Genomic DNA, 24,180 nt, shown 5'->3' on the forward strand with positions numbered 1-24,180 from the left:
TCAGGGGTACGCGGCCGGGCGAGGCCGCGCACCGGAAAGCGATTCCAACACCAAGGCGCCCGAGCCGAGTTGACCGGCTCCGGGATCCGTCACGCACCTTCAGGGAGGACCCGGTGGGTCACCAGATCTCGCGCAGAACCCTCTTCCGCACCGCGAGCGGGCTGGCCGTCGCCGGCGCGCTCGGCTCCACGCTCGCCGCCTGTGCCGGCGGCACCGGCGCGGGCAGCGACAGCGGCAAGCTGACCATGACCTGGTGGGGCAGCGACGACCGGCACGCCGCGTACAAGAAGGCCCTCGCCTCCTTCCAGAAGAAGAACCCGAAGATCGAGATCGAGACCCGTTACCAGGGCTACGACGGCTACTTCGACAAGTTCAACACCCAGGTCGCCGGCGGCAGCGCCCCCGACCTGCTGCAGATGGACACCGCGCTGGTCGCGCAGTACGCCCGCAAGGGCATCCTCGCCCCGCTCGACTCCTACGTCGGCAAGTCCCTGGACCTGACCGGCTTCTCCAAGACGCTCCTGGCCGCCGGCACCGTCGACGGCAGGCTGTACGGCGTCCCGTCCGGCATCGGCGTCAACCAGCTCACCGTCAACCGCTCCGGCCTGGAGCAGCTCGGCCTGAAGCTGCCCGACCGCGAGTGGACCTGGAACGACCTGAAGAAGATCGCGGCCGACGTCTACAAGAAGAGCGGCGGCAAGCAGTACGGCGTCGACGACGGCGGCGGCTCCACCCTGCAGTGCTTCGAGATCTTCGCCCGCGAGAAGGGCCAGCAGTTCTTCTCCGACGACGGCAAGAAGCTCGGCTTCACCGCCGACACCCTGCAGGAGTGGTGGGAGTTCTGGGCCGGGATGCGGAAGGACCACGCCTCCCCGCCGCCCGCCGTCACCTCGGCCGCGCACAACGACCTCACCAAGAACGCCGTCGTCATCGGCAAGGCCCTGTTCACCTTCGACTCCGGTGTCTACGGCGCCGGCGGCTCGATCACCGACGCCCAGCTGGACTTCCTGCCCACCCCGCAGGGCGACTGGTCCGGCGCCCGCGAGGGCAACTTCGTCAACGGCGGTGTGCTGCTGAGCGCCACCAAGGCCAGCAAGCAGGTCGCCGACTCGGTGAAGATCATGGACTTCTTCGCCCAGGACGCCACCGCCATCAAGGACATGCAGCTGCTGCGCGGCATCCCGCCGACCCAGAAGGCCCGTTCGCTGATCTCCGGCGGGCTGACCGAGACCGACAAGCTGAACATGGCGAACGCCGACTACATCTCCCAGCGGGTCTCGAAGGCCGCTGACGCGCTGCCCGCGCCTGTGCCCCCGCCCAAGGGTGCGGACCAGATCTGGGACCTGCTGTTCCAGTCCAACCTGGCGGTCGCCTTCGGCAAGAAGTCCATCAAGGCGCAGCTGAACGAGTTCTTCGACCAGGCGCAGTCCATCCTCGCGGGCTGACCGCCCGCCCCAGCACAGTCAGGCACCGGGAGAGGGCCAGGGAGAAGATGAGCATGACCACCACCAAGTCCGACGAGGTCGTGGGGGAGGCGCCGGCGGCCCCGGCGACCCCCGCCGACCAGCGCGACCGGGAACGGATGCGCCGGCGCGCCGCCAGACGGCGCAATCAGGAGGGGCAGCGCGAAGCGCTTCTTCTGAAGGGTGGTGGCGGGTGGCGGGCGGGATGGTGGCCGTATCTCTTCCTGGCCCCCTGGTTCGTCGGACTGTTCGGCCTGACGATCTACCCGATGCTGGACTCGCTGTACCTGTCCTTCACGGACTTCGACCTGCTCTCGTCCGCCCAGTGGGTCGGCACCGAGAACTACTCGCACATGTTCACCGACGACCCGGTGTTCTGGGACTCGGTGCACGCCACCCTGCTGTACGTCCTCGTCTCCGTGCCGCTGAAGCTGGCGCTCGCGCTCGGCGTGGCGATGCTCCTCAACCGGGACCTCAAGGGGATAGGCCTGTACCGGGCCGCCTTCTACCTGCCCTCGCTGCTGGGCGGAGCGGTGGCCGTCGCCATCGTGTGGCGCCAGGTCTTCGGCGGCGACGGCCTGTTCAACGACTTCCTCGGCTGGTTCGGCATCGAGGGCCAGGACTGGATCTCCAGCCCCGACTCCGCGCTCTACACGCTCGTGCTGCTCGCCGTCTGGCAGTTCGGCACCCCGATGGTCATCTTCCTCGCCGGGCTCAAGCAGCTGCCGAAGGACGTGTACGAGGCAGCGGCGATCGACGGCGCCCGGCCCGTCACCCGGTTCTTCCGGATCACCCTTCCGCTGCTCACGCCGATCGTCTTCTTCAACGTGGTCCTGCAGATCATCGACGCGTTCAAGACGTTCACCCCCGCCTTCGTGATCAGCAACGGCACCGGGGGACCGCTCAACTCGACCATGCTGTACTCCCTCTACCTGTACAAGAAGGGCTTCACCGACCTGCAGATGGGGTACGCCTCGGCGCTGGCCTGGGTGCTGTTCCTGGTCATCGCAGGCTTCACGGCGGTCAACTTCGTCGCCAGTCGCTACTGGGTGCATTACGACGACTGACGTCGTCAGAGTCCGATTCGACGTCTGAGCGAGGAGTCCTCACACCCCATGTCCGCCATCACCCCGCCCCGATCCTCGATGCCGCCGCTGCAGAAGCTCCGCTCGGCCACCGGCACCCGCCGCATCTTCCTCCACACCGTGCTCATCGGCGTGGCGGTCGTCATGCTGTACCCGCTGCTGTGGATGCTGAGCAGCTCGCTCAAGCCCGACACCGAGATCTTCACCCACCCCGGGCTGATCCCGGACCGGCTGCACCCGCAGAACTACTCCGAGGGCTGGAGCGGCTCCGGCAACTCCTTCTCCCTCTACGTCACCAACTCGCTGATCGTCACGATCGGCGCGGTGATCGGGAACGTCATCTCCTGCTCGCTGGCCGCCTACGCGTTCGCGCGCTTCGAGTTCCGGGGCAAGAAGATCTGGTTCGGCCTGATGCTCGGCACGCTGATGCTGCCCACGCAGGCCGTCCTGATCCCGCAGTACACGATCTTCTACAACCTGACCTGGATCAACACCTACCTCCCGCTGATCGTGCCGAAGTTCCTGGCCACGGACGCGTTCTTCATCTTCCTGATGGTCCAGTTCATCCGTTCCATCCCGCGCGAGCTGGACCAGGCGGCCATGATGGACGGAGCCAACCCCCTGCAGATCTACTGGAAGATCATCCTGCCGCTGATGAAGCCGGCCCTGATCACCACCACGATCTTCACGTTCATCTGGACGTACGACGACTTCCTGCACCAGCTCGTCTACCTCCAGCAGAACGACAAGTTCACGGTCCCGCTCGGGCTGACCCTGTTCCTGGACCAGACGAGCGGCTCCTCGTACGGCGCGATGTTCGCCATGTCGACCATCGCGCTCGCGCCCACGCTCATCTGCTTCCTCGTCTTCCAGAAGAGGCTGGTGGAAGGCATGGCGACCTCCGGCATGAAGGGCTGATCCACCCGTGTATCTCCCTCACCAGCGCGGCCCGTTGCACGACCTCCCGGACACCCCCGAGGCGTACGACGCGGTCCTCGCCGACGTCACCGAGCAGGCCCTCGCCCGCCTCACCCCCGAGGGCAGCCTGGAACACCCCGACGCCGGCGACGACATCGGCGACACCTCCCTCGGCATCACCTCCCTGCTCGCCCTCGCCTGGCAGCGCGGCCGGGACCCGCGACTGCCGGAAGCGGTGCGCCGCAGCCTCGCCTTCCATCTGCGCGAGCGCGTCTACACCGACGACAACCCCGGCTACCCGAACCTGCGCACCACCGACTCGGGCCTGCCGTACGCCCGTTACGTACTGGAAGCGGGCGCGCACCCCATCGGCGACTGGCCGAGCACGGTGTGGGCGCTGCTCCAGGCTGTCAACGTCCTCGACGCGGCCGACGGCCTCCTGGACGACGAACAGCGCACCGCCCTCACGGATCTGGCCCACGGCTACTGGCGCCGGCTGACCGAGGCGACCTTCTTCAACCCGCAGGAGGCGGGCAACCAGGCCGTCGGCTGCGTGGTCGGCGGCCTGATGCTGGCCCGCCATCTCCCCGACGGGCAGGGGGACCAGGTCCGCGCCCGCGCGCTCGCCCTGTACGCCGACGAGATCCGTGCCCACCGGGTCCGCGACCGGGGTGCCCTGCTGCCGCCCGAGCACGGCGGGGCGTACGACAACAACTACGGCCCGATCTCCCTCTCCTTCCTCGCCCAGGCCCACCGGGTCAGCGGCGAGGAGGTGTTCGCCGAGGACGGAGAGGCGCTCGCCCGCTACATCGACGCCCGTCTGACGAGCGGCGGCTTCGACAACGGCGGCCCCCGCTACAGCGAACAGCACTCCGGGTTCGAATCCGTCCTGGGCCTGCGCTACTTCGGCGCACGCATCGGCGCGGACCTGGGCCGCTACCGGGGCGACACCCTCCCCCACTGCCTAAACGGCGTGGGAGGTACCCCCACGGGACGGCACGCGGTCCAGCGCGACGGCCGCATCGACGGGCACTTCGCCTTCATGCTGGTCTGGCAGATCCAGGACACCACCCGCTGGCACCGCGTCCCGTCGACCGCACCCGCCCGCCACCAACTGCGCTCCGGCACGGTCTCCGTCGCCTTCGACAGCCGCATGACACCCTCGCTCGTCGAGGCGGCCGGCACCTACTACCTGCCCGCCGCCGTGCGCCGCCAGCACGGGTTCGGCCCGGTCACGGACGGCTTCCTGCTGTGCCGTCCCATGGGCGAGGTGCGCGTCCGCGACGTCCGCGCCGACGGGCTCGCGGCCAAGCTGGTCACCAAGCCGGTCGTCGGCCGCGACCATGTGCTGCGCCATGTGCGGTCGCTGTACGTCACCGACGGCACCAGCCTGTGGGTGACGGTCGCCGTCGAGCGGCTCGACGGGGCGCCGTACCTGCTGTCCGGGCTGCCGTACGCCGCCGACGACGGCGACCGGGTGCGCCGCGTCGCCGAGGGCGAGGCCGTCGCCGCGGGCGGGCTGCGCCTCACGCATCCCGCGGACCCGGGCCCCGACCACTTCGACGCCCGCGCCGAACTCACCCAGGAACAGGCGGCGTTCGCGCTCGCGGCCGACCCGCGCGGCTACGGCAACCCCGACGAGGGCTGGCGCCACCTGGTCGACTCCACCGCACTGGAGGCCGCCCCGGCACCGGGCGCTCCGCAGGGCCTGCACGTGTTCGCCGTACGCTACGGGCCCGGCGGCCCCTTCGCACCCGCCTTCGACAGCGACGAGCAGGGGCTGACGGTACGCACCGAGGCGTTCACCGCGGTGCTCGGGGATCCGGCGGGCGATGCCACCGGCGAACCCGTGCTCACGCTGAGCGCCTGAGGACCCTAGGGCAGCGCGCCGGGCGGCACGACCAGGTCCGCCCGGTCCCGCGTCGTGGCGATCAGGTCGGCGTTGCGCTGGTCCGTCCCCAGGACCCAGGCCACGGCCGCCTCGCGCTCCTTGCCGAACTCCTCGTGCCGGGCGACCAGCCGGCGGATGCGCTCCTGCTCGTCGATCTCGCAGTACCACACCTCGTCCAGGCACGACCGCACCCGCGCCCACGAACCCTCCGCCAGCAGCAGGTAGTTGCCCTCCGTCACCACCAGCCGCGCCGTCGGCGGCACGGGGATCGCGCCCGCGACCGGCTGCTCAAGAACCCGCTCGAACCCGGGCGCGTACACCACCTCGCCGCTCTCCTCGCGCAGCCGCCGCAGCAGAGCCGCGTACCCGGCCGCGTCGAAGGTGTCCGGCGCGCCCTTGCGGTCCCGGCGGCCGAGCCGGTCCAGTTCGACGTCGGCCAGATGGAAGCCGTCCATGGGGACGTGCGCCACCCAGGGCGGGCCGTCGGCGTTCAGGGCGCGCACCAGATGCTCGGCCAGCGTGGTCTTTCCCGAGCCCGGGCCGCCCGCGATGCCGAGGAGCGCGCGCCGCCCGCCCCCGGCCAGGGCACGGGCGCGGGTGAGCAGGTCGTCGAAGGTCAGCGGCACACAGCAGAGTGTGTCACCGGAGGCGACGACGGTGAGAGCCGGGCCGGAAGGTTCGAAAGTCCGGCTCATGTGGCGCTCGCCACCCACTGGAGCGCACTCCATGGGGAATGGTGCTGAGTATGACTCAGCTCGGTCTGCCCGACACCATCCTGGCCTGTCTGTTCGACCTCGACGGGGTCGTCACCAAGACGGCCGTCGTGCACGCGGCCGCCTGGAAGGAGACGTTCGACGCGTTCCTGCGCGAGTACGAGGGCCCGCAGGCACGGCCGTTCGACGAGATCGCCGACTACGACGAGTACGTCGACGGACGCCCGCGCGCCGACGGTGTCCGTTCCTTCCTCGACTCGCGCGGCATCCACCTGCCCGAGGGCGGCCCCGACGACCCGCCCGACGCCCGTACCGTGCACGGCCTCGGCAACCGCAAGAACGACCTGCTGCTGGAGCGGATCCGCACCGGCGGCGTGGAGGCCTACGAGGGCACCCTGCGCTATCTGGAGGCCGTGCGCGCGCAGGGGCTGCGCACCGCGATCGTCTCCTCCAGCGCCAACTGCCGGGACGTGCTGCGGGCCGTCGGCGCCGAGCACTTCTTCGACGTCCGCATCGACGGCGTGGTCGCCGCCGAGCGGAACCTGCCGGGCAAGCCGCACCCCGACACCTTCCTGGCCGCCGCCCACGACCTGGGCGTCGAGCCGGCCCAGGCGGCCGTCTTCGAGGACGCGCTGGCCGGCATGGACGCGGGCCGCTCGGGCGCCTTCGGCTACGTCGTCGGCGTCGACCGCGTCGGACAGACCGACGCCCTGTACGCACACGGCGCGAGCATCGTCGTCAAGGATCTCGCCGAGCTGGGAGGCAAGCAGTGATCACCCACCGGTCGTACACGGTCGAGCCGTGGGCCGTGCGCGAGACGGACCTGAACCTCGACGTCCTCGCCCAGAGCGAGTCGGTGTTCGCGCTGTCCAACGGCCATGTCGGCTGGCGCGGCAACCTGGACGAGGGCGAACCGCACGGCCTGCCCGGCAGCTACCTCAACGGGGTGCACGAGGTGCACCCGCTGCCGTACGCGGAGGCCGGCTACGGCTACCCGGAGTCCGGGCAGACGGTCATCGACGTCACCAACGGCAAGATCCTGCGGCTCCTGGTGGACGACGAGCCGTTCGACCTGCGCTACGGCCGGCTCGTCGCCCACGAGCGCGTCCTTGACCTGCGCCGCGGAGTGCTGGAGCGGACCGTCGAGTGGACGTCCCCGGCCGGCTCCACGGTCCGGGTCCGCTCGACCCGGCTGGTGTCGCTGACCCAGCGGGCGGTGGCCGCGGTGGCGTACGAGGTGGAGGCCGTCGGCCGCCGCAGCCGGGTGGTGATCCAGTCGGAGCTGGTCGCCAACGAACAGCTGCCCGGCTCGAACGGCGACCCGCGCGCCGCGATGGCGCTGCAGTCGCCGCTGGAGCGGGAGGACGACCTCGCCGCCGGCAACCGGCTGCGGCTGGTGCACCGCACCCGGCGCAGCGGCCTGCGGGTGGCCGTGGCCGCCGACCATGTGGTCACCGGTCCCGAGCGCACCACGACCCGCAGCGAGAGCGGCGGCGACGTCGCCCGACTCACCGTCACCTCCGTCCTGGAGCCGGGCCAGACGCTGCGGGTGGAGAAGCTGGTCGCCCACGGCTGGTCCGGCACCCGCTCGCTGCCCGCGATGGCCGACCAGGTCGACGCCGCCCTCGCGGCCGCCGCGCACGACGGCTGGCAGGGACTCCTGGACGAGCAGCGTGCCTACTTGGACGACTTCTGGTCCGGCGCGGACGTCGAGGTGGACGGCGACGAGGAGATCCAGCAGGCCGTACGGTTCGCCCTCTTCCACGTCCTGCAGGCCGGCGCCCGCGCCGAGCAGCGGGCGATACCCGCCAAGGGCCTGACCGGCTCCGGCTACGACGGGCACGCCTTCTGGGACACCGAGATGTTCGTGCTGCCCGTCCTCACCCACACCGCCCCGGAGGCCGTCGCCGAGGCGCTGCGCTGGCGGTACAACACCCTCGACGAGGCACGCGAGCGTGCGACCCAACTGGGGCTCGGCGGGGCCGCGTTCCCCTGGCGGACCATCCAGGGCGCGGAGGGCTCGGCGTACTGGCCGGCCGGCACCGCGGCCTTCCATGTGAACGCCGACATCGCCGACGCGGTCGTCCGCTACGTCGAGGCCACCGGCGACACCCGCTTCGAGCGGGAGGCGGGAGTGGAGCTGCTGGTGGAGACCGCCCGCCTGTGGCGCTCGCTCGGCCACCACGACCACCACGGGGTCTTCCACATCGACGGCGTCACCGGCCCCGACGAGTACAGCGCGGTGGCCGACGACAACACGTACACCAACCTGATGGCCCGCCAGAACCTGCTGGCCGCCGCCGACGCCGTCGAACGGCACCCGCGCGAGGCGGAGCGCCTGGGCGTGGACGCGGAGGAGAGCGCGGCCTGGCGGGACGCCGCCGAGGCCGTGCACGTCCCGTACAACGACGAACTCGGCGTCCACGAGCAGCACGCCGGATTCACCCGCTACCAGCGCTGGGACTTCGCGCAGACCCGACCCGAGCAGTACCCGCTGCTGCTGAACTTCCCCTACTTCGACCTCTACCGCAAACAGGTCGTCAAGCAGGCCGACCTGGTGCTGGCCATGTACACGTGCGGCGACCGCTTCGACGACGAGCAGGTGGCCCGCAACTTCGACTACTACGAGCCGCTGACCGTACGCGACTCGTCCCTGTCCGCCTGCTGCCAGGCCGTCATCGCCGCCCAGGCGGGCCATCTGCGGCTCGCCTACGACTACACGGCCGAGGCGGCCCTGATGGATCTGGAGGACCTGGAGCACAACACCCGGGACGGACTGCACATCGCCTCGCTGGCCGGGACCTGGATGGCGCTGGTCGCGGGCTTCGGCGGACTGCGCCGCGACGGCGGGGGACTGCGCTTCGCGCCGCGCCTGCCCGAGCGGCTGCGCCGCCTGGCCTTCAGCCTCCAGTTCCGCGGCCGCCGCCTCAGGGTGGAGATCGGCGCGGACAAGGCGACGTACACGCTGCTGGACGGGGAGCCGCTCACGCTGCACCACCACGGGGAGGCGCTGCGGGTGAGCGCGGACGAGCCCGCCGTCCGCTCCGTACCCCCGGTCAGCCCCCGCCCGGCCCCGGAGCAGCCCCTGCACCGGGCGCCGAACGCCGGCTGAGCGTCAGCTCGGCGTCCCGGACAGCAGGCCGAGCAGGTCGCCCGTCGCGTCGGCGGCGAGCAGGGCGGAGAGGGTGCCCAGGGCGAGGACGGCCACTGCGGCGGACCACAGCTGCGGGAGCGGGCTCGTCTGGAGCGCCGCGATCCGGCGGGAGACCGCGCGGTCGGTGAAGTTCAGGGTGCACGCCGGGCGGGCCCGTCCGGCGGTGAGGGCGGCCCGGGCCAGGGCGCGGGCGGTGGTCCGCCGGTCCCCGACGGCGGTCGCCGCCTGCTCGTCCGCCCAGCGCTCCACGAGGAAGACCACGGCCGAACGGACCGGTGCGAGCAGCGGGTTGGCCGCCACGGCCAGGGTCGCCGCGGTCACCAGGGGCCCGTGGCGGTGCGTCAGATGCGCGCGCTCGTGGGCGAGCAGCACCCGCCGCTCGTCCGGCGCCAGCGCGCCCAGCATCGCCGAGGTGACCAGGATCCGGCCCGGCCGGCCCGGGATCGCGAACGCCTGCGGCACGTCGGAGGCGGCGACGATCAACTCCGTGTCCGCGGGCTGCCCCGCGCACAGCCGCCGCAGCGCCCGCCGGGTGCGCCGCTCGGCGCGCACCGCCCGGTGCACCCGCCACACGACGACGGCCAGCGCCACCGCCGCGGCGACGCCGATCACCTCCGGCACCGGATCCACCAGCCGACGCCCGTCCTCGCGGGCCTCCCGCACCACCGGCGGCGCGTCCCCGACCAGCGCGGCCGCCAGCAGCACCAGCGTCCAGGTCGTGGCCGCGGCGGTCAGTACGGCCGCCGACGTCAGCACGCGCGCGGCGAGCGCCGGCGCCACCCGGCCGCCGATCACCGGCGCGACGCCGGACAGCAGCAGCGACAGCAGCAGCGGGGTGTAGACGTCGAACCTCATGCGCCGCCTCCGGCGAGGAGTTCCCGCAGCGCCCGCTCCTCCTCGGGGCTCAGGCCGGTCACGAACTGCTGGAGCGCCGCGATCGGATCCGGGCCCCGGTCCAGGGCCTCGTGCATCGCCTCGGCGGTCAGCTCCGCCGCGTTCTTCGCGGGACGGTACGCGCCGCGCCGCCCGTGGGCGTCCCGCAGCACCAAGCCCTTGTCGTACAGGCGTTTGAGGATGGTGTGCACGGTGTTGTAGGCGAGCCCGCCGCCGATCTCGGTCTGGATCTCCGCCGGTGTCAGCGGCCGTTCGGTGGCCCAGAGTGCGGCCAGTACCTCGCTCTCCAGCTCCCCGGCGCTGCGCCGCTCCGCCCTGTTGCGGGACCCTGTGCCAGCCATGCCCCAACCTTACAGCGCGTAGTGCCGTCAGCCGGATGGTCCTGTTCGCCCGACACCGGCCTGTGATCCGCGTTAGTTTGTCGGTGTTTTCCCCGATCCCACCTTTAGGTCCTACGGGCTGTAGGGTACAAGTCGACCCTACGAGCTGTAGGGGGAATAGGGGTGATCATGATCGGCAGCGCGCACGCCACAGCCGACGCGGCCCGGCGCGAGCGCTCGCGCCGCCCGTCCGCCGGCCCCGGACGGGCCCGCGCCTACTGGCCGCTCGCGGCCGTCGCGGCAACCTTCACGCTGGCCCAACTGCTCCTGGTCCGGCCCGGCATGGGCCTCGGCTGGGACGAGACGGTGTACGTCAGCCAGGTCAGCGGACACGCTCCGGCCGCCTTCTTCAGCGCACCCCGCGCGCGCGGCGTCTCCCTGCTGGTCGCACCAGTCGCCGCCCGGTCCTCCTCGACCGCGCTGCTCCGGGTCTACCTCGCGCTTCTGTCCGGCCTCGCCCTCTTCCTGGCCCTGCGCGCCTGGCGGGGCCTGTTCCCCGTCCGCGTGCTCGCCCTCGCCGGCGCCCTGTTCGCCTCCCTGTGGGTGACCCTGTTCTACGGTCCCCAGGCCATGCCCAACTACTGGGTGGCCGTCGGAGCCCTCGCCGCAGTGGCCTGCTTCCTGCGCGCCCGAGCCGACCGGGCCGACCATGCCGCACTGTGGGGCCTGGGTGCGAGCGCGGCGCTGATGGCCTGGATGCGCCCCGTGGACGCCGTCTGGGTCACGTTGCCGCTCCTCGCGTTCGGCCTGGTGCGCCGCCACTGGCGGCCCCTCCTCGTCCTTCTCACCGGGCTCGCCGCCGGGGCGCTCGAGTGGGTGATCGAGGCCTACGTCAGCTACGGCGGCCTTGCCCAGCGCCTCGCCGACGGCTCCGCGATCCAGGGCGGACTCGGCCTGCACTTCGCCGTCGTCGACCAGCTGCGCAGCCTCGGCGGACGGGCGCTGTGCCGGCCGTGCACGGGAGCGCTGCCCCACCCGGTGGTCATCGTCTGGTGGTTCGTGCTGCCCGTGCTCGCCGCGCTCGGTCTCACGGTCGCAGTCCGGGCCCGGCGCACGGCGCCCACCCTGCTGCCTTTCACCTGCGCGGCCACGGCCGCCGTCCCCTACCTGTTCCTGATCGGCTACGCGGCGCCCCGCTTCCTGCTCCCCGCCTACGCCCTGCTGTCGATCCCCGTCGCCGTCGCGCTCCTCCATCTGGTGACCGTGCCCGCCCGTGCCTGGCGGCCGGTGGTCGTCACCCTGCTGGCGCTCGGGCTCGCCGCCCACCTCGCGGTGCAACTCGCCGTCCTGACGGGCGCCGTGAACCGCACCACCGCCGCCCACCGCGACTGGTCCCGCACGGCTGCCGCCCTGCACGGGCTGGGCGTCCGTCAGCCCTGTCTGGTCACCGGGCACGAGGCCATCCCGGTGGCGTTCTACGCCGGCTGTTCCTCGGCGGCGACGACCGGGCACAACGCCAACAGCACGGCACAGGCCATCACCCGCACCGCGCGCCACACCCCGGTCGCCACCCTGGTGCCCGCGGGCTCCCGGCCACCGCGGTACGCCCGCTCGTGGCCCTCCGTGCCGCTCGACGGACTGCGCCTCTACTACGCCGTACCGGAGGCCGGTTCATGACCTGGCGCCGTGGCAGACACGGGGGAGGCGGCCGATGACCCAGCACGCCGTACAGGAGGCGCCCCAGGACGCGCTGCACCCAGGCGCCGGCCCGCTGCCGACCGCTCCCGCGGACCCCGCCGTCGGCCGCGGCCGGGCCTACTGGCACACGCTGGTCTGCCTCGCCGTCCTGCTGGGCGCGGCCTACGTGGCCCGGCGGCACTGGCCGACGGTGGAGACCGGGGCGCTGCGGCTGGCCGTCGCCGACGAGGGGTGGCTGCTGCTCGGCGCGGTGGCGGCCGCCGGCACCTGGGCGGCCTCGGCGCTCGCCCAGCAGGGCGCGGTCGCCCGGCGGCTGCCCGGACCGCGGCTGCTCGCCGCCCAGTTCGCCGCCTGCGCCGCCAACCACCTGCTGCCCGCCGGGCTCGGCGCCGGCGCGGTGAACCTGCGCTTCCTGATGCGCTGCGGACTGCCGGCGGGCCGCTCGGCCGGTGCGCTCGCCGTCAAGGCCACCGCCGGAGCCGTCGTCCGCCTCGCCCTGATCGCGGTGCTCGCCCCGCTCTGCCCGGGCCTGCTGCGTGTCCCGCACGTCTCCCCGGCCGCGGTCGCGGCCGTGCTCGGCGCCGCCGCCCTGCTCGTGGCGCTCCTGGCCGGTCCGCTGCGCCCGCGCTGCCGCCGCGCGCTGGCGTGCGTGCTGGCCGACATCCGTACCGTGCACGCCTGCCCGGCCCGTGCCGCCGCCCTGTGGGGCGGCTCGCTGGCCTTCGCCGCCCTGCACTCCCTGGTGCTCATCTCCGTCGCCCAGGCCGTCCAGCTGCCCCTGCCCCCGCTCCAGGTGGCCCTGCTGTACCTCACCGCCAGCTGCGCGGCCGCGCTGCTGCCCACCCCGGGCGGGCTCGGCTCCCTGGACGCCGCCCTCGCCCTCGCGCTGACCGTGTCCGGCGCCCCCGCCGCGACCGCGGCTTCCGCCGTACTCGGCTACCGGCTGCTCACCGTATGGCTGCCGCTGCTCCCGGGCCTCCTCGTGCTGGCGGTGCTCGTCCGGCGCAAAGCCCTGTGACCGGGCGGGAGTTTCCCGGACGCCCGCGCCAGGTAGGAGACGAACGGGGCCTGGCGGCACAGGAGGGGGAACGGTATGACGGAGCGTCACATCGCGGGGCGGCCGGCGGAGGAGTTCTTCACGCCCGGCAGCTCGTCCTTCACCGAGTTCCTCGCCGCACACCGGCCCGGCCTGCTGCCCACCGCGCCGCCGTTCCCGGACGGAGTCCGCGCCGCGCATGGCAGCATCCCGCACGGCACCACGGTGCTCGCCCTCACCTTCCGCGACGGCGTGCTGATCGCCGGAGACCGCAGGGCCACCATGGGCAACCTCATCGCCCAGCGTGACCTGGAGAAGGTGCACCCGGCGGACGACCACACCGCCGTCGCCTTCGCCGGAACCGTCGGCCTCGCCCTCGACATGGTGCGGCTCTACCAGGTCGAACTCACGTACTTCGAGAAGATCGAGGGCACCCCGATGTCCTTGGCTGCCAAGGCGACCCGCCTCGCGGCCATGATCCGGCAGAACCTCGCCCAGGCCATGCAGGGCCTCGCCGTCGTCCCGCTGCTCGCCGGTTACGACAGCACCGCGCCCGAGGGCGGCCGCGGCCGCATCTTCTCCTTCGACGCGGCCGGCGGACTGTACGAGAAACGGCACTTCCACGCCGAGGGCTCCGGCTCTCCGTACGCCCGGGGCGCCCTGAAGAAACTGTTCCGGCCGGACCTCACCCGCCGGGAGGCCGCCCTGGCCGCGCTCCAGGCGCTGTACGACGCCGCCGACGACGACTCGGCCACCGGTGGCCCCGACCTGAACCGCCGTATTTTCCCGGTGGTCTCGGCCATCACCGAGGACGGCTTCGAGCGGCTGCCCGCGGCCGAGACCGAGGAGCTGAGCCGCGAGACGGTCCGGCAGCGCAGCGGCCGCCCGGACGGCCCGCACGCCGCCGCCTGACCCTGGGCCCGCTCACTCGGGACGCATCAGGACGTGTTCACCCCCGACCCAGGTTCGTCGGTGTCGGTGTCGGTGCTCAGGCGCAGGGGCAGCCACCAGGCCGCCGCGCACAGCCACAGCCCGAGCCAGCCGATGGCGAACAGCCAGCCGCCGAGCACGTCGGTGAACCAGTGCACGCCGAGGAAGACCCGCGTCAGGCCCACCCCCACCCCCCAGCAGGCGACCCCGAGGCAGAGCGGTATGCGGCCATGCGTGGCGCGCAGGCACAGCGCGAGGATCACCAGACCGGCCGTCAGGGCCCCCGTGGTGCTGTGCCCCGACGGGAACGACCAACCGGAGGCGTGCGTCTGCCAGTCGAAGGAGGGCGGGCGGGCCCGGCCGATCAGCTCCATGACGCCGTACCGCACGGCCTGGCCGGTGGCGAGGCAGGCGGCCATGAGCATTGCACCGACCAGCCGCTGCCGCCGGCTGCGGCCCGTCAGCAGCCCGGCCACGACGACCACCGCGTACGGGAAGACTCCGGCGCCGGTGGCGGTCAGTCCGCGGGTGACGGCGACGGCCATCGGCGGCCGGTGCTCGACGGACCAGGTCAGCAGGGCGTGGTCGAAGAACAGCGGGGCGCCGTGCCGGCTGTGGACGGCCATCGCCAGCACGCCGAACGCCGCCCAGGCGCTGAGCGCGAGACTGCCCGCCAGTACGGCGAGGGTCTTGCTGTTCATGACACCAGCAGTGGACGCAGCCGGGTCGCCGCCGGCCGTCCGGACAGTCCCCGCGGCCAGTGCCGGAGCAGGGTCATCACCAGGAAGGCGACCGGGCCGCCGACGAGGGCTCCCACGAGGACGTCGTGCGGGTAGTGGACGCCCACCCACACCCGGGAGGCCGCCATGGCGACGGCGAACCCGGAGGCGAGGAGTCCCAGCCGGCGGGAGACGAAGAACAGGGCGACCGCCGCCGCCACCGCGATCGCGGTGTGATTGCTGGGGAACGACCAGTCACCCGGCGCCGGACACGCCTCCAGGGTGGGGAAGGGCAGACCCCGGCAGGGCCGGTCCTCCCGGACCAGCGCCTTCAGCCCGGCGTCCGCGCCGAAGGCCACCAGCACCGCCACCGGAACGCACAGCGCCGTCGTCCCCGCCGCGGCGTCGACCCTGCGGGCCCGCCACCAGCCCACGACCATGAGCAGCGCGAACACCGCCAGGCCGTACGTCGACCACAGCGTGACGACGCCGTCCAGCCGGCCGGGGGAGCGGTGGGCGAGATCCACCACGTCCCGGTAGAGCGGCCCGTCGACCGACGAGCCCGTGAGCGCCAGGATCATCCGCGGGCCTCCTTGGCCGCCCGGCGGGAGCGCAGCACCTCGGCGGCGAGCGGGAGGAGCGACACGACGACGATCAGCGCGATCACCGGCAGCAGGTACTTGTCCACGTTCGGGATCGAGGAGCCCAGCGCGTATCCGGCCAGGGTGAGGCCGAGGCTCCACACCAGCCCGCCCGCCGCCTGCCAGAGGGTGAACGTCCGGGCCGGCACGCCCAGCGCGCCCGCCATCGGGTTCAGCACCGTCCGCACCACCGGCACGAAGCGGGCCAGCACGATCGCCTTCGCGTGTCCGTAGCGCTCCAGCAGCTCCTCGGCGCGTTGCGCGCCCTCGTGCAGCCGGGCCGACCGGCTGCGGGCCAGCAGGGCGCCGCCCGCCTTGCGGCCGATCAGATACCCGCACTGCGAACCCGCGAGCGCGCCGACGGCCGCGGCGGCCAGCAGCGGCCCGAGCGAGAGGTGCACACCCCGGTCGGACGCGCCCGTGCACAGCAGCCCCGCCGTGAACAGCAGGGAGTCGCCGGGCAGGAAGAAGCCGATCAGCAGGCCCGTCTCGGCGAACAGCACCACCCCGACGCCGATCACCCCGAAGGCGGCCAGCAGGGAGTGCGCGTCGAGCACGTTGACCGCGAGCTGCGACGACAGGTCTGAGGGAGTGGCCATCGCCGCACGCCCTTTCCTCGGTTGCTTCTGACTCGACTGCTTCTGACTCGGATGCTTCCGACTACACATGTGTAGACCGTCTACCGAACTGTAGACGATTCGAGTGTGTGCAAAGTTCCCGGACTTTGCCCGCCTATTGCTGCTTCATGACTGACTGACTACATCCCTGTAGTCATGATGGTCCACGAAGGTAAGGCATGCCTTCACTAAGTTGGGAGGGTCGCAGGGCATGTGGGACGACGCGTTTCCGAGTTTCCTGATCGGACTGAGGGAGGGACTCGAAGCCGGACTCATCGTCTCCATCCTCATCGCCACACTCGTGCGGGCCGAGGCGCGCTCGCGGCTGCCGCAGGTGTGGACGGGTGTCCTGGCCGCGATCGCCGTCGCGATGAGCTTCGGCGCGGTCCTCACCTTCACCGCCGCGTCCCTGTCGGCGACCGCCCAGGAGGCGTTCGGCGGCACCCTCGGCGTGATCGCCGTCGCGTTCGTCACCGCCATGGTGTTCTGGATGCGCCGTTCGGCCCGCAGCCTCTCCGGTGAGCTGAGGGAGAAGGTCACCGGCGCGCTCGCGATGGGCTCCGGGATGCTGGTCCTCACCTCCTTCCTCGCGGTCGGCCGCGAGGGCCTGGAGACGGCCCTGTTCCTGTGGACCACCGCCCGGGCGGCCGGCGAGTCGGCCGGCCCGCTGACCGGCGCCGCCATCGGCCTGGTCCTCGCGGCGGGCCTGTGCTGGGGCCTGTACCGCCGGGTCCTGAAGATCAACCTGACCAGGTTCTTCACCGTCACCGGCGCCGTCCTCATCGTCATCGCGGCCGGAGTCCTCGGCTACGGCCTGCGCGACCTCCAGGAGGGCGGGGTGCTGCCCGGCGGCACCGCGTACGCGGTCGACCTGACCGGCAGCGTCGACGCCGGCTCCTGGTACAGCACCCTGGTCCAGGGCGTGTTCAACCTGACCCCGGCCATGACCTGGCTGCAGGTCGTGGCCTACGTCGCCTACCTCGCCGTGGTGATGACCCTGTTCGTCCGCGGGGTCCGCGCCACCACCCCGAAGCCGGCCGCCGAACGGTCCGCGCCCGAGCCGAAGGCGGTCCGCCCGCAGCGGCGCCGCCCCGTGTGGGTGATCCCGGCCGCCGTGGTGGCCGTACCCGCCGTGCTCGCCGGACTCGTCGTCGCCCTCTCCCGGCCCAAGCCCGCCGGCGACCAGACCGTCGCCGTCTCCGAGACCGAGTGCGGCAAGGGCTTCACCGCACCCAGGCCCGGCCGGCAGACCTTCCAGATGCACAACACCGGCGGCAAGACCTCCGAGGTGTACCTGATCGACCCGTCGACCAGCGCGGTCTACGGCGAGATCGAGGGCCTGGCCCCCGGCACCACCCGCGACCTGGTCGCCATCGTCGCCGGCGGCACGTACGCCTGGCGCTGCGTCCCGACCGGCGGCAAGGCCGTCACGTCCAAGGCGGTACGGGTCAGCGGCGGCGGAGCGGCCAAGCCGGTCGTCCCCGTCTCCGCACAGGACCTCACTGCACCCCTGAAGGCGTACCGGACCTACGTCGAGCAGGGCCTGGCCACGCTCGTCGCCCAGACCCGCACCCTCGACGACGACATCGAGGGCGGCCACCTCGACCGGGCCCGCACCGACTGGCTCACCGCCCACCGCACCTACGCCTCCCTAGGCGCCGCCTACGGCACCTTCGAGGACTTCGACCAGAAGATCGACGGGCGGCCCGACGGACTGCCGAACGGCGTCCAGGACAAGGACTTCACCGGCTTCCTGCGCCTGGAGCACGGTCTGTGGCACGGGGAGCCGGCCAAGAACCTGCGCGCGCCCGCCCAGCAGCTCGCCGACGCGGCCGCGGGACTGCAAAAGGCCTTCCCGACCCAGGAATTCGACCCCGGCGACCTGCCGTTGCGCGCCCACGAGATCCTGGAGAACACCCTCCAGTTCGAGCTGACCGGCGACACCGACCAGGGCAGCGGCACGGGCCTCGCCACCGCCGACGCCAACCTCGCCGGCACCCGCGAACTGCTCACCGTCCTCCAGCCGCTGCTGACCAGCCGCGCACCCCGGCTGCTTCCGACGGTCGACGTGGACGTCGCCCGGCTCCAGAAGCTCCTGGACGCGGCCCACGACGGCACCCACTGGACCCCCGTCGACCGGCTCGCCGCCACCGACCGGCAGCGCCTCGACGGAGCCACCGGGCAGCTGCTGGAAGACCTCGCCCCGGTCCCGGACCTCCTCGAGATCCGGAAGTCCGCCTGATGACCACCGAGCACCCGCACCCCGAAGGGAACCCTCCGATGTCCTCTGCCGACACCCCCGTCTGCCCGGCCCGCCGCTCCTTCGTGCGGACCGCGCTGGGCGCCGGAGCCGCCGGCGCGGTCCTGGCCGGCGGCGGCTTCGCGCTCGCCGAGAGCGGCGGCACGGCCCGGGCACAGGACACGGGCGCGGACAGCGGTGCGAAGGTCCCCTTTCACGGCGCCCACCAGGCCGGCATCGTCACCCCGGCGCCGGCCGCGGCCACCTTCGTCTCCTTCGACGTCATCGCCGACGACCGCAAGGGCCTCGCCGACCTGCTGCGCACCATCACCGAACGGGCTCGCTTCCTCACCTCCGGCGGCACCCCCGCCGACCTCGGCGTCGGCGCGCCGCCCTCCGACAACGGCATCCTCGGCCCCGAGGTCCCCCCGGACGCCCTGACCGTCACGGTCGGCGTCGGCGCCTCCCTCTTCGACGACCGCTACGGCCTCGCCAAGGCCAGGCCCGCCCGGCTGACCCCGATGCGGACCTTCCCGAACGACAACCTGAACGCGGCCGAGTGCCACGGCGACCTGTCCCTCCAGCTGTGCGCGGGCAGCCAGGACACCGTGCTGCACGCCCTGCGCGACATCGCCCGGCACACCCGCGGCGCCATGCAGATCAAGTGGCGCATCGACGGCTTCCAGAACGCCCCGCGCCCCACCGGAGCCCAGCGCAACCTGCTCGGCTTCAAGGACGGCATCGCCAACCCGGACGTCACCTCGGCCCGCGAGACCGACCGGCTGATCTGGGTCGGCGACGGGCAGGGCGAGCCGGCCTGGGCCAAGGGCGGCAGCTACCAGGTGATCCGGATCATCCGGATGCTCGTGGAGTTCTGGGACCGGGTCTCGCTGACCGAGCAGGAGAAGATGTTCGGCCGGCGCAAGGACACCGGCGCCCCGCTCGACGGAGCCAAGGAGACCGACATCCCCGACTACACCAAGGACCCGGACGGCACCGCGATCCCGGTGGACGCCCACATCCGCCTCGCCAACCCGCGCACCGCGAAGACCGACAGCTCCCGCATCCTGCGCCGCGGCTACAACTACGACCGGGGCGTGGACAAGGTCGGCAACCTCGACATGGGCCTCGCCTTCTGCTGCTACCAGCAGGACGTGAAGCGCCAGTTCGAGGCCGTACAGACCCGGCTGATCGACGAACCCCTGGTCGACTACATCTCCCCGACGGGCGGCGGCTACTTCTTCGCGCTGCCCGGCGTGCGCGACGGGCGGGACTGGCTCGGCCGAGGCCTGCTCGCCGCCTGACCCGTCCTCTCGGCCACGGCCTTTCCCTCCCCATGGGAAAGGCCTGCCGCGGGCTTTACTGCAAATGAGTTGCAACTACGGGAGGATGGCACAAGGCTGTGCAGCGCAGCCGTAGCCGCTGCACCGAAGGAACACCCTCCCCCATGACGGCCGCCGCCCCTGGTTCCGCTCCGTCCCTCCCCGCTCAGGCCGACGCCCCGCGTTCGGCCCGGCACCGCGTCCGTGGCTCCATGACGCGGCAGGAGTGGACCAGGGTCGGCGGTATGGCCGCCTTCGTGCTCGCGCTGCACGTGATCGGCTGGGGCACGCTGGTCGGGATCGTCGCCCCGCAGCACTTCAGCGTCGGCGCCGGATCTGCCGGAACACCGGCGACCTTCGGCATCGGCATCGGCGTGACCGCCTACACGCTGGGCATGCGGCACGCCTTCGACGCCGACCACATCGCGGCGATCGACAACACGACCCGCAAGCTGATGGGGGAGGGGCAACGCCCGCTGTCGGTCGGCTTCTGGTTCTCGCTCGGCCACTCCAGCATCGTCTTCGGCCTGACCCTGCTGCTCTCCCTCGGCATGAAAGCCCTGGCCGGACCGGTCCGTGACGACAACTCCCGGCTGCACGAGGTCACCGGCCTCATCGGTACGACGGTCTCTGGCGCCTTCCTCTACCTCATCGCCGGGATCAACCTCGTCATCCTGGCCGGCATCTGGAAGGTGTTCCGGCAGATGCGCTCCGGCCGGTTCGACGAGGCCGCCCTGGAGGCGCAGCTCGACAACCGCGGCTTCATGAACCGCCTCCTCGGCCGGGTCACGGGCTCGATCACCAAGCCGTGGCAGATGTACCCGCTGGGCCTGCTGTTCGGCCTCGGCTTCGACACGGCGACGGAGATCGCCCTGCTGGTCCTCGCCGGTTCGGGCGCCGCCTCGGGCCTGCCCTGGTACGCGATCCTCTGTCTCCCCGTCCTGTTCGCGGCGGGCATGTCGCTGCTCGACACCATCGACGGCTCGTTCATGAACTTCGCCTACGGCTGGGCGTTCTCCAAGCCGGTCCGCAAGGTCTACTACAACCTCACCATCACCGGCTTGTCCGTCGCCGTCGCCCTCGTCATCGGCACCGTAGAACTCCTCGGCCTGCTCGCCGACGAGCTGGACCTGCACGGCGCGTTCTGGGACTGGATCTCGGGCCTCGACCTCAACACGGTCGGCTTCGTCATCGTCGGCCTGTTCTTCGCCACCTGGGCGATCGCCCTGCTGGTGTGGAAGGCGGGTCGCATCGAGGAGAAGTGGACGACGGGGTCGACGGGGTCGACGGGGTCGGCGGGGTCGGCGGGGTCGGCGGGGTTGGCGGGCCTGGCGGAGGGGTCCGCGGACTAGCGCTCCGTCAAGATCGCATCAAATCCCCACGTCAGCCATGGTGCGCGGCTCCCGTGCGGCGTCACACTGCGCTGCCGGAGTGTTCGGTGCCGGCGCTTCGGGAGGGACCAGGGATGTACACGCTCGCGTCGCAGCAGATGTCGGCGCCGGACTCGGCTCTGTTCGACCTCATGTGGGGGCTGGGGGCCACCGCGATCGGCTGGGTGGCGCTGATCAATCCGCGCGGCATCCTCGAATGGATCGCACTGCGGCGGGGCAACGGCGGGAAGGTCTGGCCGAGCCGCGTGGCCGGTGGCGTGTTCGCGGTGGTGGGCCCGGTGGAGGCGATCAAGGGGATCCACCATCTGCTGGAGTTGAAGGGGCCGGAGCGTCCCACGGTGTTCCACCGGACGTCCGGCCTCTCCCCGGTCCTCGCAGCCGTCATGATCGTGGCCGTGCTGCTCGTCGCGGCACATGCCTGGCGCACCAACGACTTCCTCCAGGAGGCCTGGACGGCAGGCGGCCTGCCCCGCGTCTGCGCAGCCCTGGCCACCCTCGCGGCCCTGTTGTCCGTCACCTTCACCGTCTTCGGCTACATGACGGCCGGCATTCTCTGCTCCGCCGCGGCCGCAGTGGCCGCAGCCGGCCTCGTCCTGCTCCGCAGCCGCGTCTAGGACCGCACCCCCAACTCCTTGCGCCACTTGGTCAGTTGCTGGGCCGGATCGCCCGTGAACGACCACGGCGTGCGGGTGGCGCGGCGGCCGAGCAGGCGGAGCAGGGACGCGGCGACGTCAGCCGTGCCGGCCAGACAGGCCGCGTGCGCCAAGTGGTTGAGGTCGCGCAGCTCGGTCGGGGCCGGATTGCTGTCCGGGCGGGCCCGCACCCAGCGCTCCCAGGTGCGCCGTACGTCGTTGACCGCGCCGTCGTGGTCCCAGTGCTGACCGAGGCCGACCGAGCCCTGCCGGCCGCGGAGGGCGTCGAGGGCGTAGCGGTACTCCTCGACCCGGGCGTACTGGACCAGCACCGGCAGCGGGCAGCCGGGCGGTGCCACTCCGGCCGCGTCGCGGGCGAAGTCGTACATCAGGCCGTGCGTCCCGTGCCAGCGGGCCGAGTAGTAGTGCAGGACCTGCAGGTGGCCCTCCACGCTGAACGGGTCCCGTCGGTGCAACTCGTCCCACCAGCGGGCCAGTTCCTGCCGCCGTACCCCCGTGGGATACAGCCGGGCGACGGAGATCAGGGACACCCACGGAGTCGGGTCCTCGGGGCAGGCCTCGGCGGCGCGCAGGCAGGCCAGGACCGCGGTGTCGATACGGTCCCGGTCGATCGGCACACCCCGCCCGGCGGAGATGGCCAGGTGGAACGCCCGGGCCGTCTCCGTCGCCGCGCGCAGCACCTGCGCGTCCGCGTTGCCGGGCTCGGCGGCCAGCCAGGACTCCACCGTCGAACTGCCCGTGCAGGCCTGCGCCAGCAGCCGCACCCGGTGGCCGCGCAGCGTCGGGTCCTCGCCGGTGACCCACAGCAGGTCCCTGAGGCCCTGCCAGCGGCCGATGACGATGTCCTGCCGGGCGGAGGTGAGCCGCGCGTCCCCGCAGTCGGGGTCGAAATCGGGCGTGAAACGGTCTCGCACCATCGGGATCTCCCTCAGAAGTCGGTGGGGAGACCCTCGTGGGGCCGGGACGGCGCTCCGGCGTCGTCGGGAACGTACTCCGCCGCCACGGTCCGGGTCGCGTCCAGCTTCGCGGGCCGGTAGTAGTCGCTGCCCTGCCGCCAGTACCAGAGCATCGGGACGAGTCCGACGGCCAGTCCGCCGATGCCGATCGCGATCGCCGCGCCGTTCAGCTCGCCCAGCGACTCGACGAAGATCCAGAACATGAACACGGCGCCGAACAGCGGCCACAGCCCGCCGAGCAGGAAGTTGGCCGGCGACTTCAGCAGCATCTTGCGGTAGGCGACGACCACCGCGAGGCCGGCGAGGCCGTAGTAGACGGCGATCTGCAGGCCGATCGCCGAGATCGCGTCGGAGAGGATCTCGCCCACCGAGCCGAGCGCGTTGGAGGCGATGAACATCGCCAGCGCGACCGCGCCGACCACCACGATCGCCACCCACGGCGTGTTCCAGGTGCGGTGCACCCGGCCCAGCGCGGTCGGCATCGTACGGTCGCGGCCCATCGCGAACAGCGAGCGCGTGACCTGGATGAGCGTGGTCTCCAGCGTGGCGATGGTGGACAGCATCACGGACACGATGAGCAGCTTGCCGCCCCAGCCCGGCCAGATCTCCTCGCCCAGCACCGCGAGCACGTTGGCGTCGTTCTGCTCGATCTGCTTCGAGGTCAGGATGACGTTCACCGCGATGGTGAACACCTCGAACAGCAGGAAGACGATCCCGACCCCGATCAGGCCGGCGAGTCCGGTCGTACGACGGCTGTTGCGGGTCTCCTCACTGAGGTTGCTGGTGACGTCCCAGCCCCAGTAGTAGAACGCGGCGAGCAGCGCGCCGGACGCGAACCCGGCCATGCCGTCGAAGTGGGAGAAGCCCAGCCAGGACCAGTCGAAGGCGCGGGCGTTGTCCGTGTGGAAGACGGCGAGCACCGCGAACAGCGCCAGAATCCCCAGCTCCACACCGGACATGAGCAGCTGGGCGCGGACGGTGAGCCGGGCCCCGCCGAGCACCACGCCCAGCATGACGAGGAACCACGCCGCGCCGACCACCGTGGACAGCGCCGTGTTGTCCGCGAGCTTGTCGTCGAAGAGGGCCAGCGTCATCGACCCGGCGGGCAGCGAACCGGCCACCATGAAGATGGTCGCCGAGATCACCAGCGCCCACCCGCTGATGAAGCCCAGGAACGGGTGGAGGGTGCGGCCCACCCAGGAGTAGCTGGCGCCCGCGTTGACGTCGATCCGGCTGAGGTAGCTGAACGCCAGGGCTATGCCCAGCATGGGTATCGCGCAGTACAGCAGGGCGGCCGGGCTGGCCAGTCCCACCGCGCCGACGAGGACGGCGGTGGTCGCGGCGAGCGAGTACGCCGGAGCGCTGCCGGCGACCGCCATCACCACGGTGTCGAACGTGCCGAGGACATTGGCCTGCAGCCCTCTGCCCCTGTTGTTGCTCATGGTCGTGCCGCTTTCCGGTTGTGCACGGCGCACGGGCGCCCGGCCCTACGGCGTGCAGGTGGGGGGTGGACCCGCCTCGTACCCGAGAAGGGATGGCC

The 24,180-nt window shown here is 72.2% G+C and carries 21 protein-coding genes; 13 read left to right on the forward strand and 8 right to left on the reverse strand.

All coding sequences use genetic code 11. From position 1 onward, the window contains the following. The first annotated feature begins 113 nt into the window (after positions 1–113). Genes ACFY3C_RS06925 through ACFY3C_RS06940 form a run of 4 tightly spaced genes read left to right on the forward strand, consistent with a single transcriptional unit; the run spans position 114 to position 5,336 of the window. The gene (locus ACFY3C_RS06925; RefSeq protein WP_390770002.1) at positions 114–1,445 is read left to right on the forward strand and encodes an ABC transporter substrate-binding protein; all 1,332 of its coding nucleotides are present in this window, start codon (positions 114–116) and stop codon (positions 1,443–1,445) included. 53 nt (positions 1,446–1,498) lie between these two features. Next, complete coding sequence (locus ACFY3C_RS06930) at positions 1,499–2,530, forward strand: carbohydrate ABC transporter permease (RefSeq protein WP_390770003.1); 1,032 nt, start codon at positions 1,499–1,501, stop codon at positions 2,528–2,530. Between the two features lie 48 nt (positions 2,531–2,578). After that, a complete protein-coding gene (locus ACFY3C_RS06935) occupies positions 2,579–3,466 on the forward strand; it encodes a carbohydrate ABC transporter permease (protein ID WP_390770004.1) in 888 nt (295 codons plus the stop codon). Positions 3,467–3,473: 7 nt separating this feature from the next. Further along, the gene (locus ACFY3C_RS06940; protein WP_390770005.1) at positions 3,474–5,336 is read left to right on the forward strand and encodes a hypothetical protein; all 1,863 of its coding nucleotides are present in this window, start codon (positions 3,474–3,476) and stop codon (positions 5,334–5,336) included. Between the two features lie 5 nt (positions 5,337–5,341). Here the strand turns inward: ACFY3C_RS06940 and ACFY3C_RS06945 are convergent, their stop codons facing one another. Then, positions 5,342–5,983, reverse strand: a complete 642-nt coding sequence (locus tag ACFY3C_RS06945) for a nucleoside/nucleotide kinase family protein (protein WP_386577692.1) — start codon at positions 5,981–5,983, stop codon at positions 5,342–5,344. 119 nt (positions 5,984–6,102) lie between these two features. On the opposite strand from ACFY3C_RS06945, the gene ACFY3C_RS06950 reads away from it, so the two are divergent. Next, positions 6,103–6,843 carry a beta-phosphoglucomutase family hydrolase gene (locus ACFY3C_RS06950; RefSeq protein WP_390770006.1) on the forward strand — a complete coding sequence of 247 codons (741 nt, stop codon included), beginning with the start codon at positions 6,103–6,105 and terminating at the stop codon, positions 6,841–6,843. After that, positions 6,840–9,182 (forward strand): glycoside hydrolase family 65 protein, encoded by a 2,343-nt coding sequence (locus ACFY3C_RS06955; RefSeq protein WP_390770007.1) that lies wholly within the window; start codon positions 6,840–6,842, stop codon positions 9,180–9,182. The genes ACFY3C_RS06950 and ACFY3C_RS06955 overlap by 4 nt, the downstream gene beginning before the upstream one ends. Before the next feature lie 3 nt (positions 9,183–9,185). Here ACFY3C_RS06955 and ACFY3C_RS06960 read toward each other — a convergent pair whose 3' ends face one another. Next, positions 9,186–10,079 carry a M48 family metalloprotease gene (locus tag ACFY3C_RS06960; RefSeq protein WP_390770008.1) on the reverse strand — a complete coding sequence of 298 codons (894 nt, stop codon included), beginning with the start codon at positions 10,077–10,079 and terminating at the stop codon, positions 9,186–9,188. Continuing rightward, positions 10,076–10,459, reverse strand: a complete 384-nt coding sequence (locus ACFY3C_RS06965; RefSeq protein WP_390770009.1) for a BlaI/MecI/CopY family transcriptional regulator — start codon at positions 10,457–10,459, stop codon at positions 10,076–10,078. Before ACFY3C_RS06965 ends, ACFY3C_RS06960 begins: the two co-directional genes overlap by 4 nt. A 168-nt stretch (positions 10,460–10,627) precedes the next feature. Between ACFY3C_RS06965 and ACFY3C_RS06970 the strand changes: the two genes are divergently transcribed. From ACFY3C_RS06970 to prcB, 3 genes are all read left to right on the forward strand, one after another. Then, a complete protein-coding gene (locus ACFY3C_RS06970) occupies positions 10,628–12,115 on the forward strand; it encodes a hypothetical protein (RefSeq protein ID WP_390770010.1) in 1,488 nt (495 codons plus the stop codon). Positions 12,116–12,149: 34 nt separating this feature from the next. Beyond that, a complete protein-coding gene (locus tag ACFY3C_RS06975) occupies positions 12,150–13,154 on the forward strand; it encodes a lysylphosphatidylglycerol synthase domain-containing protein (protein ID WP_390770011.1) in 1,005 nt (334 codons plus the stop codon). Positions 13,155–13,229: 75 nt separating this feature from the next. Beyond that, positions 13,230–14,084, forward strand: coding sequence for a proteasome subunit beta (gene prcB, locus ACFY3C_RS06980; protein ID WP_390770012.1), 855 nt, complete (start codon positions 13,230–13,232; stop codon positions 14,082–14,084). A gap of 26 nt (positions 14,085–14,110) precedes the next feature. Here the strand turns inward: prcB and ACFY3C_RS06985 are convergent, their stop codons facing one another. The 3 genes from ACFY3C_RS06985 to ACFY3C_RS06995 are packed head-to-tail and all read right to left on the reverse strand — an operon-like array spanning position 14,111 to position 16,061. Continuing rightward, a complete protein-coding gene (locus ACFY3C_RS06985; RefSeq protein ID WP_390770013.1) occupies positions 14,111–14,803 on the reverse strand; it encodes a phosphatase PAP2 family protein in 693 nt (230 codons plus the stop codon). Then, a complete protein-coding gene (locus ACFY3C_RS06990) occupies positions 14,800–15,402 on the reverse strand; it encodes a phosphatase PAP2 family protein (protein WP_390770014.1) in 603 nt (200 codons plus the stop codon). Before ACFY3C_RS06990 ends, ACFY3C_RS06985 begins: the two co-directional genes overlap by 4 nt. Further along, the gene (locus tag ACFY3C_RS06995; protein ID WP_386577508.1) at positions 15,399–16,061 is read right to left on the reverse strand and encodes a DedA family protein; all 663 of its coding nucleotides are present in this window, start codon (positions 16,059–16,061) and stop codon (positions 15,399–15,401) included. Before ACFY3C_RS06995 ends, ACFY3C_RS06990 begins: the two co-directional genes overlap by 4 nt. Positions 16,062–16,290: 229 nt before the next feature. Here ACFY3C_RS06995 and efeU point away from each other — a divergent pair, with 229 nt between their 5' ends. The 4 genes from efeU to ACFY3C_RS07015 all read left to right on the forward strand — a co-directional run bounded on the left by efeU (position 16,291) and on the right by ACFY3C_RS07015 (position 21,645). Next, positions 16,291–18,321: an iron uptake transporter permease EfeU gene (gene efeU / locus ACFY3C_RS07000; RefSeq protein ID WP_390770015.1), complete on the forward strand. Its 2,031-nt coding sequence runs from the start codon at positions 16,291–16,293 to the stop codon at positions 18,319–18,321. A 38-nt stretch (positions 18,322–18,359) separates the two neighbouring features. Continuing rightward, complete coding sequence (gene efeB / locus ACFY3C_RS07005; protein ID WP_390770016.1) at positions 18,360–19,622, forward strand: iron uptake transporter deferrochelatase/peroxidase subunit; 1,263 nt, start codon at positions 18,360–18,362, stop codon at positions 19,620–19,622. Between the two features lie 230 nt (positions 19,623–19,852). Further along, a complete protein-coding gene (locus tag ACFY3C_RS07010; protein WP_390770348.1) occupies positions 19,853–20,992 on the forward strand; it encodes a HoxN/HupN/NixA family nickel/cobalt transporter in 1,140 nt (379 codons plus the stop codon). Between the two features lie 113 nt (positions 20,993–21,105). Beyond that, on the forward strand, positions 21,106–21,645 hold the full coding sequence (locus ACFY3C_RS07015) for a hypothetical protein (RefSeq protein ID WP_390770017.1): 540 nt from the start codon (positions 21,106–21,108) through the stop codon (positions 21,643–21,645). Here the strand turns inward: ACFY3C_RS07015 and ACFY3C_RS07020 are convergent. Continuing rightward, a complete protein-coding gene (locus tag ACFY3C_RS07020; RefSeq protein WP_390770018.1) occupies positions 21,642–22,601 on the reverse strand; it encodes a hypothetical protein in 960 nt (319 codons plus the stop codon). The genes ACFY3C_RS07015 and ACFY3C_RS07020 overlap by 4 nt on opposite strands. Before the next feature lie 11 nt (positions 22,602–22,612). After that, positions 22,613–24,082, reverse strand: coding sequence for an APC family permease (locus ACFY3C_RS07025; protein WP_390770019.1), 1,470 nt, complete (start codon positions 24,080–24,082; stop codon positions 22,613–22,615). Positions 24,083–24,180 lie beyond the last annotated feature (98 nt).

The organism is Streptomyces sp. NPDC001410 (assembly GCF_042895235.1).
GTDB lineage: Bacteria > Actinomycetota > Actinomycetes > Streptomycetales > Streptomycetaceae > Streptomyces.

Excerpts from the sequence above, each read along its gene's own strand:
- ACFY3C_RS06930 (WP_390770003.1), top strand. The coding sequence starts at position 1,499 with ATGACCACCACCAAGTCCGACGAGGTCGTGGGGGAGGCGCCGGCGGCC.
- ACFY3C_RS06935 (WP_390770004.1), top strand. The coding sequence starts at position 2,579 with ATGTCCGCCATCACCCCGCCCCGATCCTCGATGCCGCCGCTGCAGAAG.
- ACFY3C_RS06950 (WP_390770006.1), top strand. The coding sequence starts at position 6,103 with ATGACTCAGCTCGGTCTGCCCGACACCATCCTGGCCTGTCTGTTCGAC.
- ACFY3C_RS06960 (WP_390770008.1), bottom strand. The coding sequence starts at position 10,079 with ATGAGGTTCGACGTCTACACCCCGCTGCTGCTGTCGCTGCTGCTGTCC.
- ACFY3C_RS06965 (WP_390770009.1), bottom strand. The coding sequence starts at position 10,459 with ATGGCTGGCACAGGGTCCCGCAACAGGGCGGAGCGGCGCAGCGCCGGG.
- ACFY3C_RS06970 (WP_390770010.1), top strand. The coding sequence starts at position 10,628 with ATGATCGGCAGCGCGCACGCCACAGCCGACGCGGCCCGGCGCGAGCGC.
- ACFY3C_RS06975 (WP_390770011.1), top strand. The coding sequence starts at position 12,150 with ATGACCCAGCACGCCGTACAGGAGGCGCCCCAGGACGCGCTGCACCCA.
- prcB (WP_390770012.1), top strand. The coding sequence starts at position 13,230 with ATGACGGAGCGTCACATCGCGGGGCGGCCGGCGGAGGAGTTCTTCACG.
- ACFY3C_RS06985 (WP_390770013.1), bottom strand. The coding sequence starts at position 14,803 with ATGAACAGCAAGACCCTCGCCGTACTGGCGGGCAGTCTCGCGCTCAGC.
- ACFY3C_RS06990 (WP_390770014.1), bottom strand. The coding sequence starts at position 15,402 with ATGATCCTGGCGCTCACGGGCTCGTCGGTCGACGGGCCGCTCTACCGG.
- ACFY3C_RS06995 (WP_386577508.1), bottom strand. The coding sequence starts at position 16,061 with ATGGCCACTCCCTCAGACCTGTCGTCGCAGCTCGCGGTCAACGTGCTC.
- efeU (WP_390770015.1), top strand. The coding sequence starts at position 16,291 with ATGTGGGACGACGCGTTTCCGAGTTTCCTGATCGGACTGAGGGAGGGA.
- efeB (WP_390770016.1), top strand. The coding sequence starts at position 18,360 with ATGTCCTCTGCCGACACCCCCGTCTGCCCGGCCCGCCGCTCCTTCGTG.
- ACFY3C_RS07010 (WP_390770348.1), top strand. The coding sequence starts at position 19,853 with ATGACGCGGCAGGAGTGGACCAGGGTCGGCGGTATGGCCGCCTTCGTG.
- ACFY3C_RS07015 (WP_390770017.1), top strand. The coding sequence starts at position 21,106 with ATGTACACGCTCGCGTCGCAGCAGATGTCGGCGCCGGACTCGGCTCTG.
- ACFY3C_RS07020 (WP_390770018.1), bottom strand. The coding sequence starts at position 22,601 with ATGGTGCGAGACCGTTTCACGCCCGATTTCGACCCCGACTGCGGGGAC.
- ACFY3C_RS07025 (WP_390770019.1), bottom strand. The coding sequence starts at position 24,082 with ATGAGCAACAACAGGGGCAGAGGGCTGCAGGCCAATGTCCTCGGCACG.